A 14,432-nucleotide genomic window follows, 5' to 3' on the forward strand; every position below is an offset into this window, starting at 1 on the left:
CCATGGCATCATCCGCGGCAAAATCCCCGATCACCATTCGCCTTTGCGGGCCGCGCGGTTTCTGCGCCGGCGTCGACCGGGCGATCCAGATCGTCGTCCTGGCGCTGAAGGAATTCGGCGCGCCGGTCTATGTTCGCCACGAGATCGTGCATAATCGTTATGTGGTCGAAGGGCTGGAAGCCAAGGGTGCCATTTTCGTCGAGGAACTCGACGAGATCCCGCCGGAGCATCGCAAGCAGCCGGTGGTGTTTTCCGCCCATGGCGTGCCGAAATCGGTGCCTGCGGATGCCGATACACGCAATCTCTTCTATCTCGACGCCACATGTCCGCTGGTCTCTAAGGTGCACAAGCAGGCGATGCGCCACAACCGGCTGGGCCGCCACGTGGTGCTGATCGGCCATGCCGGTCACCCCGAAGTCATCGGCACCATGGGGCAACTGCCGGAAGGCGCGGTATCGCTCGTCGAGACGATCGAGGATGCGGACGTCTATATGCCGCCGGATCCGGAAAATCTCGGTTTTGTTACCCAGACCACACTCTCCGTCGACGACACTGCCGGGGTCATCAAGCGGCTGCATGAGCGCTTCCCCAATCTGACTGCGCCGGCTGCGGACTCGATCTGCTATGCCACCACCAACCGCCAGGAAGCGGTCAAGCAGGCGGCACCCGGCTGCGATCTGTTCCTGGTTGTCGGTGCGCCGAACTCGTCGAACTCCAAGCGCCTGGTCGAAGTGGCGCTGAAAGCCGGCGCGAAAAAGTCCGTTCTCGTGCAGCGGGCAGCGGAAATCGACTGGGATTCGATCGGCGAAATCTCGACCGTCGGCCTGTCTGCCGGCGCATCGGCGCCTGAGGTCATCGTCAACGAGATCATCGAGGCGTTCCGCGAGCGCTACGACGCCGTCGTTGAACTTGCCGACACCGTCGAGGAAAATGAGAACTTCCTCGTCAACCGCGAGATCCGGCACGTGCCGCTGACCGCCGCCGACATGGCCTTCGTCAACGGCGAATAACCCGCATATCTTGCCCGCATTTGAAAGTGAACGACCGTGGCAGTTTACACCGATATCACGGAAGACGACCTGAGCGCCTTTCTCGAGGCCTATGACGTCGGCCAGCTGACGTCCTACAAGGGCATCGCCGAGGGGGTCGAAAACTCCAACTTCCTGCTGCACACGACAAAGGGCGCCTATATCCTCACGCTCTACGAGAAGCGGGTGAACGCAGGTGACCTGCCGTTCTTCCTGGGGCTGATGCATCATCTGGCCGATCGCGGGCTTTCCTGTCCGCTGCCCCTGCCGCGCTCCGACGGCGAACTGCTGGGCGAATTGTCCGGCCGTCCGGCCGCCATGATTTCGTTCCTCGAAGGCATGTGGCTTCGCAAGCCGGAGGCCAAGCATTGCCGCGAGGTCGGCAGGGCGTTGGCTGAGATGCATGTCGCTAGCCAGGGCTTCGACCTGAGGCGCACCAATGCGCTTTCGGTCGGCGGTTGGCGGCCGCTATGGGTCAATTCCGAGGCGCGCGCGACGAGGTGCAGACCGGCCTTAAGGACGAGATTTCCGCCGAGCTTGCGCATCTCGAGAGCCATTGGCCGAAATCGCTGCCGGATGGTGTCATCCATGCCGATCTGTTCCCCGACAATGTCTTCTTCCTCGGCGACCAGCTTTCCGGCCTGATCGACTTCTATTTCGCCTGCAACGATTATCTCGCCTACGATGTGGCGGTCTGCCTCAACTCGTGGTGCTTCGAAAAGAACGGCTCCTACAATATCACCAAGGGCATGGCGCTGCTTTCGGGTTATGAGAGCGTGCGCAAGCTGACGGCGGATGAGGTCGAAGCCCTGCCGCTGCTCTGCCGCGGTTCGGCACTGCGCTTCTTCCTGACGCGCCTCTACGACTGGCTGATGACGCCGGCCGGCGCCTTGGTGGTGAAGAAGGATCCGCTCGAATATTTGACGAAGATCCGGTTCCACCGGGCGATCGTTTCCAGCGCCGAATACGGCCTCCGGATCGAAGAGACCTCTGCATGAAACACGTTGATATTTTTACGGACGGCGCCTGCTCGGGCAACCCCGGGCCGGGCGGCTGGGGCGCGGTGCTGCGCTACGGCGAGGTGGAAAAGGATATGTGCGGGGGCGAGGCGGAAACGACCAACAACCGCATGGAGCTTCTGGCGGCGATCTCGGCGCTGGATGCGCTGAAGAACGCCTGCGAGGTCGACCTGCATACCGACAGCAAATATGTGATGGACGGCATCTCCAAGTGGATCCACGGCTGGAAGAAAAACGGCTGGAAGACCGCGGACAAGAAGCCGGTGAAGAACGGCGAACTCTGGCAGGCGCTGGACGAGGCCAACCGCCGCCATAAAGTCACCTGGCACTGGGTTAAGGGCCATGCCGGCCATCCGGAAAACGAGCGCGCCGACGAACTCGCCCGCAAGGGCATGGAGCCCTACAAGAAGGGGCGCCGTCCGGATCCTCTCGCAAAATGAAAAACGGGCCGCATGGCCCGTTTTTCATTCGCAGTGACGTCTAAGCCTAGAGCTGCTCCAGCATCGCGGCGGCGCCCGATACGGTCGCCTGGCCCGGGCTTTCCTCAAGATTGAGCGTCTTCACCACGCCGTCTTCGACAAGCATCGAATAACGCTTGGAGCGGACGCCGAGCGTGCCGGCGGACAGATCGATATCCATGCCGAGTGCCTTGGTGAACGCGGCATTCCAGTCCGAGAGAAAGTGGATCTTGCCCATGCCGCCCGACGATGTCGCCCAGGCACCCATGACATGCAGGTCGTTGACGGCAACCACGGCGATATCATCGATACCGCGCGACAGGATCGCGTCACGGTTTTCGAGATAGCCGGGCAGATGGTTGAGCGAGCAGGTGGGGGTAAAGGCGCCCGGCACAGCAAAGAGCACGACGCGCTTGCCCTTGAAAAGCTGTTCGGTCGTCACTTCCACCGGACCATCGGCGGTCTTTTCCTTGAAGGTAGCAGCGGGCAGCTTGTCTCCGACGGCAATGGTCACGGCATTCTCCTTGCGTTGCGCGCATGGCCAGACCGGCGTTCCGGCAGGGCGTTGTCGCGGCTTGAGTTGTGCGTCCGGGTGTCTCCGGCGATTGTTTTTGGACCCAACCGCCTGAAACCGGCAAGACTATAGAGGCGCATCAATCAAAGGCAAGGGTCGTTTCCATGCTGCGCCCGCCGGCGCGCACGGTGAGGATGACCGGCTTTCCCTTCAGCGTCTTATCCTTGCCGGAGAGCCGAACGGGGATCTCGGCCTTTAGCTCCGCACCTTCCGCCTGAGTGATTGCCGGCTTGCCGAAGGAGACGCCTGAGGCGCCGGCAAGAAACAGTTCGCGGTGCTCCTTGCCGGTGTCCGGCGGTAGCTTCAACGAGAGGCGCACCGCTGCCTTGTGCTCGTCATAAACGGCGGTTGTCACCTTGAAATCCTCGGAGGGCGGTTCCGGCAGGGCGGCGACTGCACCGTCGATGCGGGCGGCATCGAGCGGGTTGTCGAAGTCGTCATGCTTGAGCGTCAGATTCAGTTCGCCCTGCACCGGGATGCAGATGTCCTCGCAGATCCCGAGGAACACCGAGGCGCGGATCTTCACGTCTCCCTTGCCGTGCAGGCGCTTCAGCGTCAAGGGGAAGGCGACTGACTTGTCGTAGCCGACATAGCGCACCACCCCGTCGTCGAAGGTCTTGGGCACGGGAAAGCCGATCTTTTCAAGAACGACTCCTTCGGCCGGATCAAGCGTGATCTGCGGGGGAATGCCGCTAGCGCCGGGCTCGCGCCAATAGGTCTTCCAGCCGGGGTTCAGCTTGACCTCGAGCGTCGCCGGGATCGTGCCATCCTTTTGCAATGGCGCGGCAACAATGCGGATCATGCCGCCGGTTGATGTCATCCATTCGCTGGTCGCCGCCTGGGCGCTGGCAGGCAGAAAAAATGCGAGGAGAAGGCTTGCCGTGCCGATGCGCTGGACCATGTTCTGATATGTGGGACGTTTGATCATGGCCAAAGCAATATCGCTTTTGCCGGCAACGCTCCAGACGCCCCTTTGGGCGCGGAGATCATAAATGTTTGATCAAGCAGAACAGGGTAAACGCGGTACGTGCATTATTTGGCGGTCGCGACGTTGAAGCGCTTTTCATTTCGCGACGAATTGGTAGGCTGTCCGCATTATGGCGATACCCATGGCACAGAAGAAACGGGAACGCGGTTTCCTTGACGGTCAGTTCCTGATCGCCATGCCTGGGATGTTTGACACGAATTTTGCCCGCACCGTCATCTTCATCTGCGCCCATTCGGACGACGGCGCCATGGGCTTCATCCTCAACCGGCCGCAGCAGCTGACCTTCCCCGATGTGCTGATGCACCTCGAAATCCTCGACGAGGACGAGGCAATCCGTCTGCCGGCGATGACCCGCGATTTCCAGATTCAGGCGGGCGGCCCGGTCGAGACCGGGCGTGGTTTCGTGCTGCACTCTGACGATTATTTAAGCGATTCCAGCATTCCGGTCAGCGACGATATCTGCCTGACCGCCACGCTCGACATCGTCCGTGCGATCTCGCGCGGGGAGGGGCCGCACCGGGCGACGATGATGCTGGGTTATGCCGGCTGGGGTCCCGGCCAGCTTGAGGCGGAGATCACCCAGAACGGCTGGCTGACCTGCCCGGCGCGCGAAGAGCTGATCTTCGACAAGGCGCTCGGCGACAAATACGATCGCGCTCTGGCATTGATGGGCGTCAGCCCGGCGATGCTGTCGATCGAGGCCGGCCACGCCTGATACCCGGCGCGGATCCGGCCATGAACTGTAATCCAGATTGCCTCAATCAGATTCGTCCATGAGACATCCGAGGCTGCGTGTATCCGCAGCCTTGCAGTGGCGCACCCTTGTGGAGCTTAAGCCCGTTTCATCAGCGGAAATCGCTCTTTCAACAGCCGCAGGATCGACTCCGAACCGATCGGCGGGCCGAACAGGAAGCTCTGGCCGTAGTCGCAGCCCATCTGTGAAAGCTGGATAGCGTCTTCCTCGGACTCGATACCTTCGGCCACAACCTGCATGTCGAGTTCGCGTGCCATGGTGATCACCGAGCGCAGCAGAATGCCGCGCTTATCGCTCGGGTCTCGCACCAGCGCCTTGTCGATCTTGATCGTATCGAAGGGGAAGCGGGTGAGATAGGAGAGCGACGAGTGGCCCGTGCCGAAGTCGTCGAGCGCCAGCTTCAAGCCGGCTTCCTTCAGCTTCTCAAGCACCAACCGCGCCTGCTCCGGATTCTCCATGACAAGAGATTCGGTCAGCTCCATCTTCACCTTGGCCGGGTCGCAACGGTTCTTGTTCAGCACGGCACGAACGTCGTCATAGAGCTCGTTGTTGAGCAGCTGCGCGCTGGAGAGATTGATCGACACGAAGATCGGCAGATCGCCGGTCTGGATCTGCCATTCCGTGAGGTCGCTGGTCGCCTTGTCGAATGCGAACATGCCGAGCTGGTTGATCAGGTCGGAATTCTCGGCGATCGGGATGAACTCGGTCGGCGAGACATTGCCGCGCTTGGGGTGATCCCAGCGCATCAGCGCCTCGAAACCGGCAATCTCGGCGTCGCTGAGCCGCACGATCGGTTGGTAGACCAGCGACAGTTCCTTGCGCTCGATCGCTCGCTTGAGATCGGCTTCGAGCTGCATGCGATCCGAGCCGGAGGTTCTAAAGGCTGGACGGAAAGGCTCGACGCGGTTGCCGCCTTCCTTCTTGGCGCGGAACATCGCAAGCTCCGCGTCGTCGATCAGGCCGGCAGCGCTCTGCTCCTGGTCGAGCCAGGAGACGAGGCCGATGGACGCGGTGAGGTTGATTTCGCGGTTGCCATAGTTGAGCGGCACCATGATCGCCTTGCTGACCGCGTCGGCGAAATCGGCGACCTTGGCCGGGTCGCGCTCCGACATCAGGATCAGCCCGAACTGGTCGCCGCCGAGGCGCGCGAGCGTGTCTTGCGGGCGCAGCAGCCGGCGCAGCCGGCGCGTCAGTGCGATCAGGATGTTGTCACCGGCGGCAATGCCGAGCAGGTCGTTGACCTGCTTGTAGCGATCGATATCAATCGCCAGAACGGTCGGGCGTGCGGTCGTGGTGTCGGCCATCAGCAGGATGGCCTGCAGGCGGTCGAGGAAGACCTGACGATTGGGAAGGCCGGTCAGATTGTCATGCAGCGCGTTGTGCAGCAGACGTTCGACCGAGTTGCGCTGCTCGGTGATGTCGATGATCGTGCCGACGCAGCGGATGATCTCGCCATTGGCGCCAAGCACCGGGCGGGCGCGGATCGACAGCCAGTGATAATGGCCATCCTCTGCACGTACACGGAATTCGTGGTTGAGCTTGCCGCGGCGGTGTTCGAGCAGGACGTCGAGCGTGGCACGGAAGCGATCGCGGTCATCGGGGTGCAGGCGCGGCAACCAGTTGCGCAAGGGGCCGTGCATCGAGCCCATGGAGAGACCGAGCTGCAGGGAGATATCGGGAATGGTGACGACGCGGTCACGCGCCACATCCCAGTCCCAGACCGTATCGCCGGAACCCGTCAGCGCCAGCGACTGGCGCTCAAGATCGGAGAACAGGCCCTGCTGGTAGGCGCCGCCGGCAAAGGCGTGCTGCATGACGGTGAAGCCGATCAAGAGCACGATCAGGACGAGGCCGCCGCCAAGTGCTGGCTGGACGATGTCGTTTGCCAGCTGGCCGGTGACGGTCAGCCACGCGCCGAACAGCCAGACCAGAATGAGCAGCCAGGCGGGGACCAGCAGGATGGCGCGGTCGTAACGGTTGAAGCCGAGATAGGCGATCAGCACGATCCCGACCGTTGCCGTCAGTGCGAATGAGAGGCGGGCGATACCCGATGCGATTGCCGGATCATAGACCGCAACGCCGAAGAGCAGGCCAAGGCCGAGGATCCAGGCGAGTGTCGCATAACCCAGATGCTGGTGCCAGCGATTGAGGTTGAGATAGGTGAAGAGAAAGATCACCAGGCCTGCCGCGAGGAACACCTCGGTTCCCGCTCGCCATATTCGCTCGTCGCCGGCCGTGACGCTGATGAGCTTGGACAAGAAGCCGAAATCGACGCAGATATAGGCAAGCACCGCCCAGGCGAGTGCTGCCGTTGCCGGCAGCATCGAGGTTCCCTTGACCACGAACAGGATCGTCAGGAACACCGCGAGCAGGCCGGCGATGCCGAGAACGATGCCGCGATAGAGCGTGAAGGCGTTGACCGTGTCCTTGTAGGCGTCCGGTTGCCAGAGGTAGATCTGCGGCAGCTCAGGCGTCGCCAGCTCTGCGACGAAGGTGATGACCGCGCCTGGGTTGAGCGTGATCTGGAAGACGTCCGAATCGTCGCTCGGCAGCCGTTCGAGCGCAAAGCCCTCGCTCGGCGTGATCGACAGCATGCGTTGCGACCCGAGGTCGGGCCAGAAGAGCTTGGAATTCACCAGGCGAAAATGCGGCGCGACGATCACGCGGTCGAGCTGTTCGCCCGAAACGTTGGCGAGCGCGAAAACCGCCCAGTCGCCCTGGTGGTTCTCGGTGCTGGAACGCACTTCGATGCGCCGGACGATACCGTCAGCGCCTGGCGCCGTCGAAACCTGGAAGGCTTCGCTGCGGCCGCTATAGATCTCGGTCGTCGCGGTCAGGTCGAGTGCGGTGTCTTCGCGTGAAATCTTGACCGGCTCAAGAGCATGGGCAATGCCGCTAAAGGCGCAGAACAGCGTCGTGAGAGCGATCAGAAACGCTGCCAGCTTCGAGGCTGACCATGCGAAGGGCGAGCGGGTTAGAGGCATCAAAGGGGCAATTTCCTGTTCGGTACGGCATCATCGGACAGGAGAGAGAAAAGCACATGGTCACGCCATTGCCCGTTAATCCTCAAGTACTGTCTTAAGTAGCCTTCACGCTCAAAACCGGCCTTTTCAAGGAGCCGGATGCTTCTTGAGTTCTCCGGAATACAGGCTGCTTCAATACGGTGCAACTCAAGGCTCGAAAAGATGTAGGGAATCGCAAGCTTGAGGGCGGCAAACATGTGGCCGTGGCCGGCATGACGCTCGCCCATCCAGTAGCCGATCATGCAGTTTTGCCCGGCACCGCGACGGATGTGGCCGATGGTGATCCCGCCGAGCAGGGTCTCCGCGGGCTTGTGGAAAAGAAAAAGCGGTACGGCCTGGCCGGATGCGAATTCCTGCTCATTGCGGATGACGCGGCCGCGAAAGGCGCTTTCCGTCATTTCGTCGGCGCGCCAGGTCGGTTCCCACGGTTCCAGAAAGCCGCGGCTCTCGCTTCGAAGGTGGTACCATTGGCGATAATCGGCGTAACGGGGGAGGCGGAGCAGGTAATCCTGGTTGGCGATCTCGATCGTCTCGGGCTGTCGCGACAGGAACCGAAAAACCGATCGTGTCATATGTGCCTCCGAGGCCTTCCAGTTGAACGCGCGGAAGATCCTTAACCGCCCGGCGCACGGCGCCCTTTGCGCTGTCGCAAATCCGAGCGTTGCACAACTTTGCGCACAAATCGAATCCGATTTTACGAAAAGTCGCAAACACTTCGCCGGCCGGGCGCCATGGCAGTCCCGGCGAGATCCGGTGGTCCGGATCAGCTTGCGACGGCGTGCGCGACGGTGGTTTTTCCTGTCAGTGACGACAGGATGTCGTTCATCGGCGCCAGCTGTTCGAGTGGTCCGATCGCCGACAGCGTCGGGGCGGTGTCGAAGAACAGGCGACCTGCCAGATCGGTCAGACGCTCGATGGTAATGCCAGACAGGCGCTCCATCAGTTCGTCGTTCGGGATCGGGCGGCCATAAAGCATCATCTGGCGGGCGATCTGGCCAGCGCGTGCGGCCGGGCTTTCCTGGCCCATCAGCAGCTGGGCGCGGATCTGGGCGCGGGCGCGCTCGATTTCCTGCTGTTCGATGTTCATCGACGACTTGCGCAGTTCGTCGACAATCACGGGCATCAGCTCCGGCAGGTTCTCGCCGCCGGTTGCCGCATGCACGCCGAAGATGCCGGTATCGGAGAAGCCCCAATGGAAGGCATAGACCGAGTAACAGAGGCCACGATGCTCGCGCACTTCTTGGAATAGGCGCGAAGACATGCCGCCACCGAGGATGTTGGCGAGGATCTGCGAACAGTAGAAGTCGCGGGCGTGATAGGCCTTGCCTTCGAACCCGAGCAGGATCTGCGCGTCCATCAGGTCGCGGGTCTCGCGGCTTTCGCCGCCAGTATAGATCGCGGTTTCGAGAACCGGCGTTGCCAGCGGCGTGCGCGGCAGCGTCGAGAAGCGCTCCTCGACCTGGCGCACGAAAGCCTCGTGCTCGACGGCGCCGGCCGCGACGACGAACATCCGGTCGGTGGTGTAGTTGCGGCCGAGATATTGGCGGATCTGGTTGGCGGAGAACGACATCACCGTCTCCGGCGTGCCGAGGATCGGGCGTCCGACCGTCTGGTTGCGATAGGCAGTTTCGGCGAAACGATCGAAGACGACATCGTCGGGCGTGTCGTCGGCAGCGCCGATCTCCTGCAGGATCACCTGTTTTTCACGGCGCAGCTCTTCCTCGTCGAAGCTCGATTCGGTGAGGATGTCGGCAAGGATGTCGACGGCCAGCGGCACGTGATCCTTGAGGACGCGTGCGTAATAGGATGTCGTTTCGGTCGAGGTCGCGGCGTTGACTTCGCCGCCGACATTCTCGATTTCCTCGGCGATCTGGCGGGCGGTGCGCCGGCCGGTGCCTTTGAAAGCCATGTGCTCAAGCAGATGAGCGATGCCGTGTTCGCCCACGGTTTCGTTGCGTGAGCCCGATTTGATCCACACGCCGAGCGCCACGCTTTCAAGGTGCGGCATCTGCTCGGTTACCACCGTCAACCCGGAAGGGAGCCGGGTGCACTCAACTTTCATCATACGTTTCTTCTCGTTCTTACCCCTGGAGACGGGTGCGCTCGCCGATAAAGGTCTCGACGCTCTTCAAATCCGCATCCAGGATATCGAAACGCTCCTCCCTGTTCATCAGGTCAGCAAGCCACGTCGGAAGCGCCGGGTCAATACCACTTGCCGATTTTACGGCGTCGGGGAATTTCGCGGGATGGGCGGTTGCAAGCGTCACCATTGGGGCCGACGCCTTCTCGTGCTTGGCCGCCACGAAGACGCCGATGGCGCTGTGCGGGTCGAGCAGGTAGCCGGTTTTCTCCAAGGTCTTGGCAATGGTCCTGGCGACGTCCTTTTCGGAGGCGCGCCCGGCCTGGAACTCCTTGCGGATCGCCTTCAGCGCCTTTTCGCGGATGGCAAAGGAGCCTGATTGCTTGAGGCTGTCCATCGCGGATCGGACTTCGGCCGGATCGCGATCGTTGGCTTCGAACAGAAGCCGTTCGAAATTGGACGAGATCTGGATGTCCATCGACGGAGACGTGGTCGCCTTGACCCCGCGCATTTCGTAGCGGCCGGTCTTCAGCGTGCGGGCGAGAATGTCGTTTTCATTGGTGGCGACAACAAGCTTGTCGATCGGCAGGCCCATGCGCTTGGCGACGTAGCCGGCGAAGATATCGCCGAAATTGCCTGTTGGCACAGTGAAGGAAATCTTGCGGTCCGGGCCGCCGAGCGCGATCGCCGTCGTGAAGTAATAGACGATCTGGGCCATGATCCGCGCCCAGTTGATCGAGTTGACGCCCGAAAGCTTGACGCGATCGCGGAAGGCCGCGTCGTTGAACATGCCTTTGACCAGGTTCTGGCAATCGTCGAAATTGCCTTTCACGGCGATGGCGTGGACGTTGCCGGCCTTCGATGTCGTCATCTGGCGCTGCTGAACGGCAGAGACCTTGCCATGCGGGAAGAGGATAAAGATGTCAGTACGTTCGCGACCGGCAAAGGCGTCGATGGCAGCACCTCCGGTATCGCCCGAAGTCGCGCCGACGATGGTCGCCCGTTCACCGCGCTCGGCGAGCACATAGTCCATCAGGCGGGCCAGCAGCTGCATCGCCACGTCCTTGAACGCAAGCGTCGAGCCGTGGAACAGCTCAATGACGAAGGCATTGGGGCCGGTCTGGACGAGAGGCGCGATGGCGGGATGACGGAAGGTCGCGTAAGCCTCGTCGATCATCTCGCGAAACTTCGCTGAGGGGATCTCACCGTGGATGAAGGGCTCGAGCACGGCAAAGGCGATATCCTGATAGGACTTGCCGCGCAGCGCCCGGATTTCTTTCTTCGACAGCGTCGGCCATTCCCTGGGAAGGTAGAGACCGCCGTCGCGCGCAAGGCCCGCAAGCAGCGCATCGCAGAAGCCGAGAGGGGCGGCCTCGCCGCGCGTCGAGATATACTTCACCATCCTAGTCCTTCGTCTTGCCTTCGGATCGCGGCGACCCTATGCGAACCGGCCGCAGCGCGTCTGTCTTATTGCGTCAGTCCTTGACAAAGTCCCCACGCATTCTTGTCACCAATGCAATTTCCGGCCCGAGCGTCGTTTCGGAAAATTCCGATCGAGATGGCTGACCCGATCGATTTTTCAATTCGCCGCTGCTATAGACGATGCCCGAAGGCCATGAAAGGCCTTCCGGCCGAGATTTCGGTCAAGGAGTTTCAACCGGTTCAGTAGAGGTTGTTCAACGTGTTTGGCAAAGTATCCCGGCCTGTCCTCGCAATATCCTTTCTCGCGATCCTCGCCGGCTGTAACAAGACGCAATCCGGCGGAGCGATCGATGCGGGCGGCAGTGCCGCAGCAGCTACGCCGGCCGTTGTCCAGGCTGCATGCCCGCAGGTGGTTTTGAGAGAAGGCACCTCGTCGTTCCGCACCTACGCCAAGGGCGGCAAGGACGATCCGACCAAGGTCATCTATCAGGCGTCGCTCGCCGATACGACGCGGCAATGCGTGCAGAGCGAAACCGCGCTCACGGTGACCGTCGTGGTTCAGGGTCGGGTCGTCAGCGGTCCCGCAGGCGGTCCCGGCAAGATCACAATGCCGATCCGCGTCGCAGCGGTCGACGAAGACAAGACGCTCTATTCCGAGCTGACGCAGCATGTCGTTGAGATCCCGGCAAACGGCTCGACGCAGTTCGTCTTCACCAAGACGGACGTCGCGCTCCCGGCCGGCGCAGGCTCCAACGCCAAGGTCTTCGTCGGCTTCGACGAAGGTCCGCCGGCAAAGCGCAAGAAGTAAGCGGCTCTGCCGCATGTTTCCTTAAATCCTATTCGATTTAAGGATAAAAACATGCAGCAATTCAAAGTGCTACGCAACTTTTGCGCGTCTAATTAAGATGCGCGGCGCTGTAGCAGCTGCCTGAAACGAAAAACGCCGGGGCAAGCCCCGGCGTTTTCATTTGGTGACTGTACCGGATTACTCGGCAGCGACGCTCTTGCCGCCTTCCCACTTGTAGAGCGAGAAAGCCTGCGAGGTGAGGTCGCCAGCTTCGCCGTAGGTGAGCTTGCCGAGCACGGTGTCGATCGCTTCGCCGGACTTGATCGCGGTCGCAACGGCGGTCGCATCCTCGGCGGAGCCGGCCTTTTCGATGCCGGCCTTCAGGACCTGCACTGCCGCATAGGCGTTAAGGGTGAAGGCTTCGGCCGGAATGTTCTTCGCCTTCAGTGCCTCGACGGCCGGAGCCGACGCCGGGTTGCGGGTCGCGTCGCTTGCGTTGGTGTAGATCGTGCCGGTCGCAGCGTCGCCGCCGATCGCCCAGAACTCGGTGTTCGACAGGCCGTCGCCGCCGAAGATCTGCGCTGTCACACCCTGGTCGCGCATCTGGCGTGCGAGCAGGCCGCCTTCCGGATGATAGCCGCCGAAGTAGACGACATCGACCTTTTCCGCCTTCAGACGGGTGACGATGGCGCTGAAGTCCTTGTCGCCCGGGTTGAGGCCTTCGTAGACGACTTCGGTGATACCGCCTGCGTTGATCCCCTTCTTGAAGCCGTCGGCGAGGCCCTTGCCGTAGGGAGCCTTGTCGTGCAGGACGGCGACGCGCTTGTCCTTAAGGTTCTTGACCACATAGGCAGCGGCAACCTCAGCCTGCTGGTCGTCGCGACCGCAGGTGCGCAGCACGTTCCACAGACCGCGGGTGGTCAGATCGGGCGTGGTCGCCGTCGGCGTTATCATCAGGATGCCGTTTTCGGCGAGAACGTCGGACGCCGCCATCGAGGTGCCTGAAAGCACCGGACCGACGACGAAGTGGATGCCTTCACCAGCAGCCTGGTTTGCTACCGATACGGCCTGCTTCGGGTCGCCGGCATCGTCCATCATCTTCAGCACGATCTTTTCGCCGTTGATGCCGCCGGCTTTGTTGATCTCCTCCGCGGCAGCTTCCGCGCCGTTCTTGACCTGCTCGCCATAGGCCGCGACCGGGCCGGTGAGCGGCGTGATGACGCCAACGGTGATATCGGCAAAGGCGAACGGCCCGAAGGCAACGCTGGCCGCCAGGGTCAGGCCCGTCAACATTGAAAGACGCATGATGTTTCCTCCTAGAAATACCCCTGAGGGGCTTGGCTGATATGGCCCTCGTGCGCGGTGCGAAAACCGGGGAGATCTTCGGAGGGACAGCCATGGCACATCAATGTGACATCCTGTCCCTCGGCGCCTAATCGGACGCCCGCCGTGATGGCCGAGAGCTTTTTCCCGCCCCGGTGAACATCCGGAGCGAAAGGGTCTGTAGCGGCTAGCGCCCGGCTTTGCCGGATCAGGCCGTCATCGACTCCGACCACTCGGATAGAGCGGCGATCACGCCCGGCAGCGCCGACATGCGGGAAATCACCGTTTCGGCGCCGGCATCGGTCAGCTGGTCGGCATGCGAGGGATGGGTGTGCGAGCCGCCGGTAAAGCCGACGACGCGCATGCCCGCTGCGCGCGCTCCATGGATGCCGTGAACGGAGTCCTCGATGACCAGGATGCGGGAAGGGGCGACGCCCATCTGCTTGGCGCCGTGCAGGAAGATGTCCGGCTTCGGCTTGACGCGGTCCGCTCCAAGGTCGCGGGCGGAATAGATATGGCGGCCGAAATGATCCTTGATCCCGACCTTGCCGAGCATCATCGCGAGCCGCGCCGAGGTCGAGTTGGAGCAGATGCAGTGCGGCAGCGTCAGCTGCGCCAGCATCGGCTTGACGCCTTCGATGATCTTGAGATCGCGCGCGAGGCGTTCGTCGAGGATCGTGTCGACCTTGCTGATGAGCGAGGCCGAAAGCGGGATGCTCGCTTCCTTTTCGATCTGCAGCAGCGTGTTCTGCCAGGTCATGCCGGCAAAGCGCTCTGCCATCTCCTCGGTGCTGATCGGATAGCCTGCTTCGGTCAAAAGGGCCGCCTCGACTTCCGAGGCGATGATTTCCGAATCGACGAGAACGCCGTCGCAATCGAAGATGATGAGGTCGATACCGTTCATTTAGGTCAGTTTCCCTGGGAGAAGGAGGCGCCACAGGCAGGGGGAGATCGCTTTCGCGGCGCGTGCTTTTGT

12 protein-coding genes and 1 pseudogene are annotated in these 14,432 nt (G+C 61.9%); 5 read left to right on the forward strand and 8 right to left on the reverse strand.

Annotation, left to right across the window (positions count from 1 at the left end; genetic code table 11):
- The first annotated feature begins 2 nt into the window (after positions 1-2).
- The 3 genes and pseudogenes from ispH to rnhA all read left to right on the forward strand — a co-directional run bounded on the left by ispH (position 3) and on the right by rnhA (position 2,487).
- On the forward strand, positions 3-1,010 hold the full coding sequence (gene ispH / locus BKP54_RS13655) for a 4-hydroxy-3-methylbut-2-enyl diphosphate reductase (protein ID WP_025426181.1): 1,008 nt from the start codon (positions 3-5) through the stop codon (positions 1,008-1,010).
- A 36-nt stretch (positions 1,011-1,046) separates the two neighbouring features.
- Positions 1,047-2,026: pseudogene (locus BKP54_RS37285) on the forward strand (homoserine kinase).
- The gene (gene rnhA / locus BKP54_RS13665) at positions 2,023-2,487 is read left to right on the forward strand and encodes a ribonuclease HI (RefSeq protein ID WP_025426183.1); all 465 of its coding nucleotides are present in this window, start codon (positions 2,023-2,025) and stop codon (positions 2,485-2,487) included. The pseudogene BKP54_RS37285 and the gene rnhA overlap by 4 nt, the downstream one beginning before the upstream one ends.
- Before the next feature lie 46 nt (positions 2,488-2,533).
- Here the strand turns inward: rnhA and BKP54_RS13670 are convergent, their stop codons facing one another.
- Both BKP54_RS13670 and BKP54_RS13675 read right to left on the reverse strand, forming a co-directional pair.
- A complete protein-coding gene (locus tag BKP54_RS13670; protein WP_025426184.1) occupies positions 2,534-3,019 on the reverse strand; it encodes a peroxiredoxin in 486 nt (161 codons plus the stop codon).
- 139 nt (positions 3,020-3,158) lie between these two features.
- Positions 3,159-4,007 (reverse strand): protein-disulfide reductase DsbD domain-containing protein, encoded by an 849-nt coding sequence (locus tag BKP54_RS13675; RefSeq protein WP_025426185.1) that lies wholly within the window; start codon positions 4,005-4,007, stop codon positions 3,159-3,161.
- A gap of 169 nt (positions 4,008-4,176) precedes the next feature.
- Here BKP54_RS13675 and BKP54_RS13680 point away from each other — a divergent pair, with 169 nt between their 5' ends.
- Entirely contained in the window at positions 4,177-4,782 is a 606-nt protein-coding gene (locus BKP54_RS13680; RefSeq protein ID WP_025426186.1) for a YqgE/AlgH family protein, read from the forward strand.
- A 116-nt stretch (positions 4,783-4,898) separates the two neighbouring features.
- On the opposite strand, the gene BKP54_RS13685 is transcribed toward BKP54_RS13680, so the two are convergent.
- From BKP54_RS13685 to thrC, 4 genes are all read right to left on the reverse strand, one after another.
- The gene (locus tag BKP54_RS13685) at positions 4,899-7,805 is read right to left on the reverse strand and encodes an EAL domain-containing protein (protein ID WP_025426187.1); all 2,907 of its coding nucleotides are present in this window, start codon (positions 7,803-7,805) and stop codon (positions 4,899-4,901) included.
- Positions 7,805-8,416, reverse strand: a complete 612-nt coding sequence (locus tag BKP54_RS13690) for a GNAT family protein (RefSeq protein WP_025426188.1) — start codon at positions 8,414-8,416, stop codon at positions 7,805-7,807. Before BKP54_RS13690 ends, BKP54_RS13685 begins: the two co-directional genes overlap by 1 nt.
- 191 nt (positions 8,417-8,607) lie before the next feature.
- A complete protein-coding gene (locus BKP54_RS13695) occupies positions 8,608-9,909 on the reverse strand; it encodes a pitrilysin family protein (RefSeq protein ID WP_025426189.1) in 1,302 nt (433 codons plus the stop codon).
- A gap of 16 nt (positions 9,910-9,925) precedes the next feature.
- Positions 9,926-11,326, reverse strand: coding sequence for a threonine synthase (gene thrC, locus BKP54_RS13700; RefSeq protein WP_057211510.1), 1,401 nt, complete (start codon positions 11,324-11,326; stop codon positions 9,926-9,928).
- Between the two features lie 279 nt (positions 11,327-11,605).
- Between thrC and BKP54_RS13705 the strand changes: the two genes are divergently transcribed.
- Entirely contained in the window at positions 11,606-12,154 is a 549-nt protein-coding gene (locus BKP54_RS13705) for a hypothetical protein (protein WP_025426191.1), read from the forward strand.
- A 177-nt stretch (positions 12,155-12,331) separates the two neighbouring features.
- On the opposite strand, the gene BKP54_RS13710 is transcribed toward BKP54_RS13705, so the two are convergent.
- Both BKP54_RS13710 and BKP54_RS13715 read right to left on the reverse strand, forming a co-directional pair.
- Complete coding sequence (locus BKP54_RS13710; protein ID WP_025426192.1) at positions 12,332-13,438, reverse strand: ABC transporter substrate-binding protein; 1,107 nt, start codon at positions 13,436-13,438, stop codon at positions 12,332-12,334.
- Positions 13,439-13,664: 226 nt separating this feature from the next.
- Complete coding sequence (locus BKP54_RS13715; protein ID WP_025426193.1) at positions 13,665-14,360, reverse strand: HAD family hydrolase; 696 nt, start codon at positions 14,358-14,360, stop codon at positions 13,665-13,667.
- Between the last annotated feature and the right edge of the window lie 72 nt (positions 14,361-14,432).

Source organism: Ensifer sp. 1H6, from assembly GCF_001976035.1.
Lineage (GTDB): Bacteria > Pseudomonadota > Alphaproteobacteria > Rhizobiales > Rhizobiaceae > Ensifer > Ensifer canadensis.

What these genes read in the sequence shown, in the direction of transcription:
- ispH (WP_025426181.1), top strand. Translation starts at nt 3, where the DNA reads ATGGCATCATCCGCGGCAAAATCCCCGATCACCATTCGCCTTTGCGGG.
- rnhA (WP_025426183.1), top strand. Translation starts at nt 2,023, where the DNA reads ATGAAACACGTTGATATTTTTACGGACGGCGCCTGCTCGGGCAACCCC.
- BKP54_RS13675 (WP_025426185.1), bottom strand. Translation starts at nt 4,007, where the DNA reads ATGATCAAACGTCCCACATATCAGAACATGGTCCAGCGCATCGGCACG.
- BKP54_RS13680 (WP_025426186.1), top strand. Translation starts at nt 4,177, where the DNA reads ATGGCGATACCCATGGCACAGAAGAAACGGGAACGCGGTTTCCTTGAC.
- BKP54_RS13685 (WP_025426187.1), bottom strand. Translation starts at nt 7,805, where the DNA reads ATGCCTCTAACCCGCTCGCCCTTCGCATGGTCAGCCTCGAAGCTGGCA.
- BKP54_RS13690 (WP_025426188.1), bottom strand. Translation starts at nt 8,416, where the DNA reads ATGACACGATCGGTTTTTCGGTTCCTGTCGCGACAGCCCGAGACGATC.
- BKP54_RS13695 (WP_025426189.1), bottom strand. Translation starts at nt 9,909, where the DNA reads ATGATGAAAGTTGAGTGCACCCGGCTCCCTTCCGGGTTGACGGTGGTA.
- thrC (WP_057211510.1), bottom strand. Translation starts at nt 11,326, where the DNA reads ATGGTGAAGTATATCTCGACGCGCGGCGAGGCCGCCCCTCTCGGCTTC.
- BKP54_RS13710 (WP_025426192.1), bottom strand. Translation starts at nt 13,438, where the DNA reads ATGCGTCTTTCAATGTTGACGGGCCTGACCCTGGCGGCCAGCGTTGCC.
- BKP54_RS13715 (WP_025426193.1), bottom strand. Translation starts at nt 14,360, where the DNA reads ATGAACGGTATCGACCTCATCATCTTCGATTGCGACGGCGTTCTCGTC.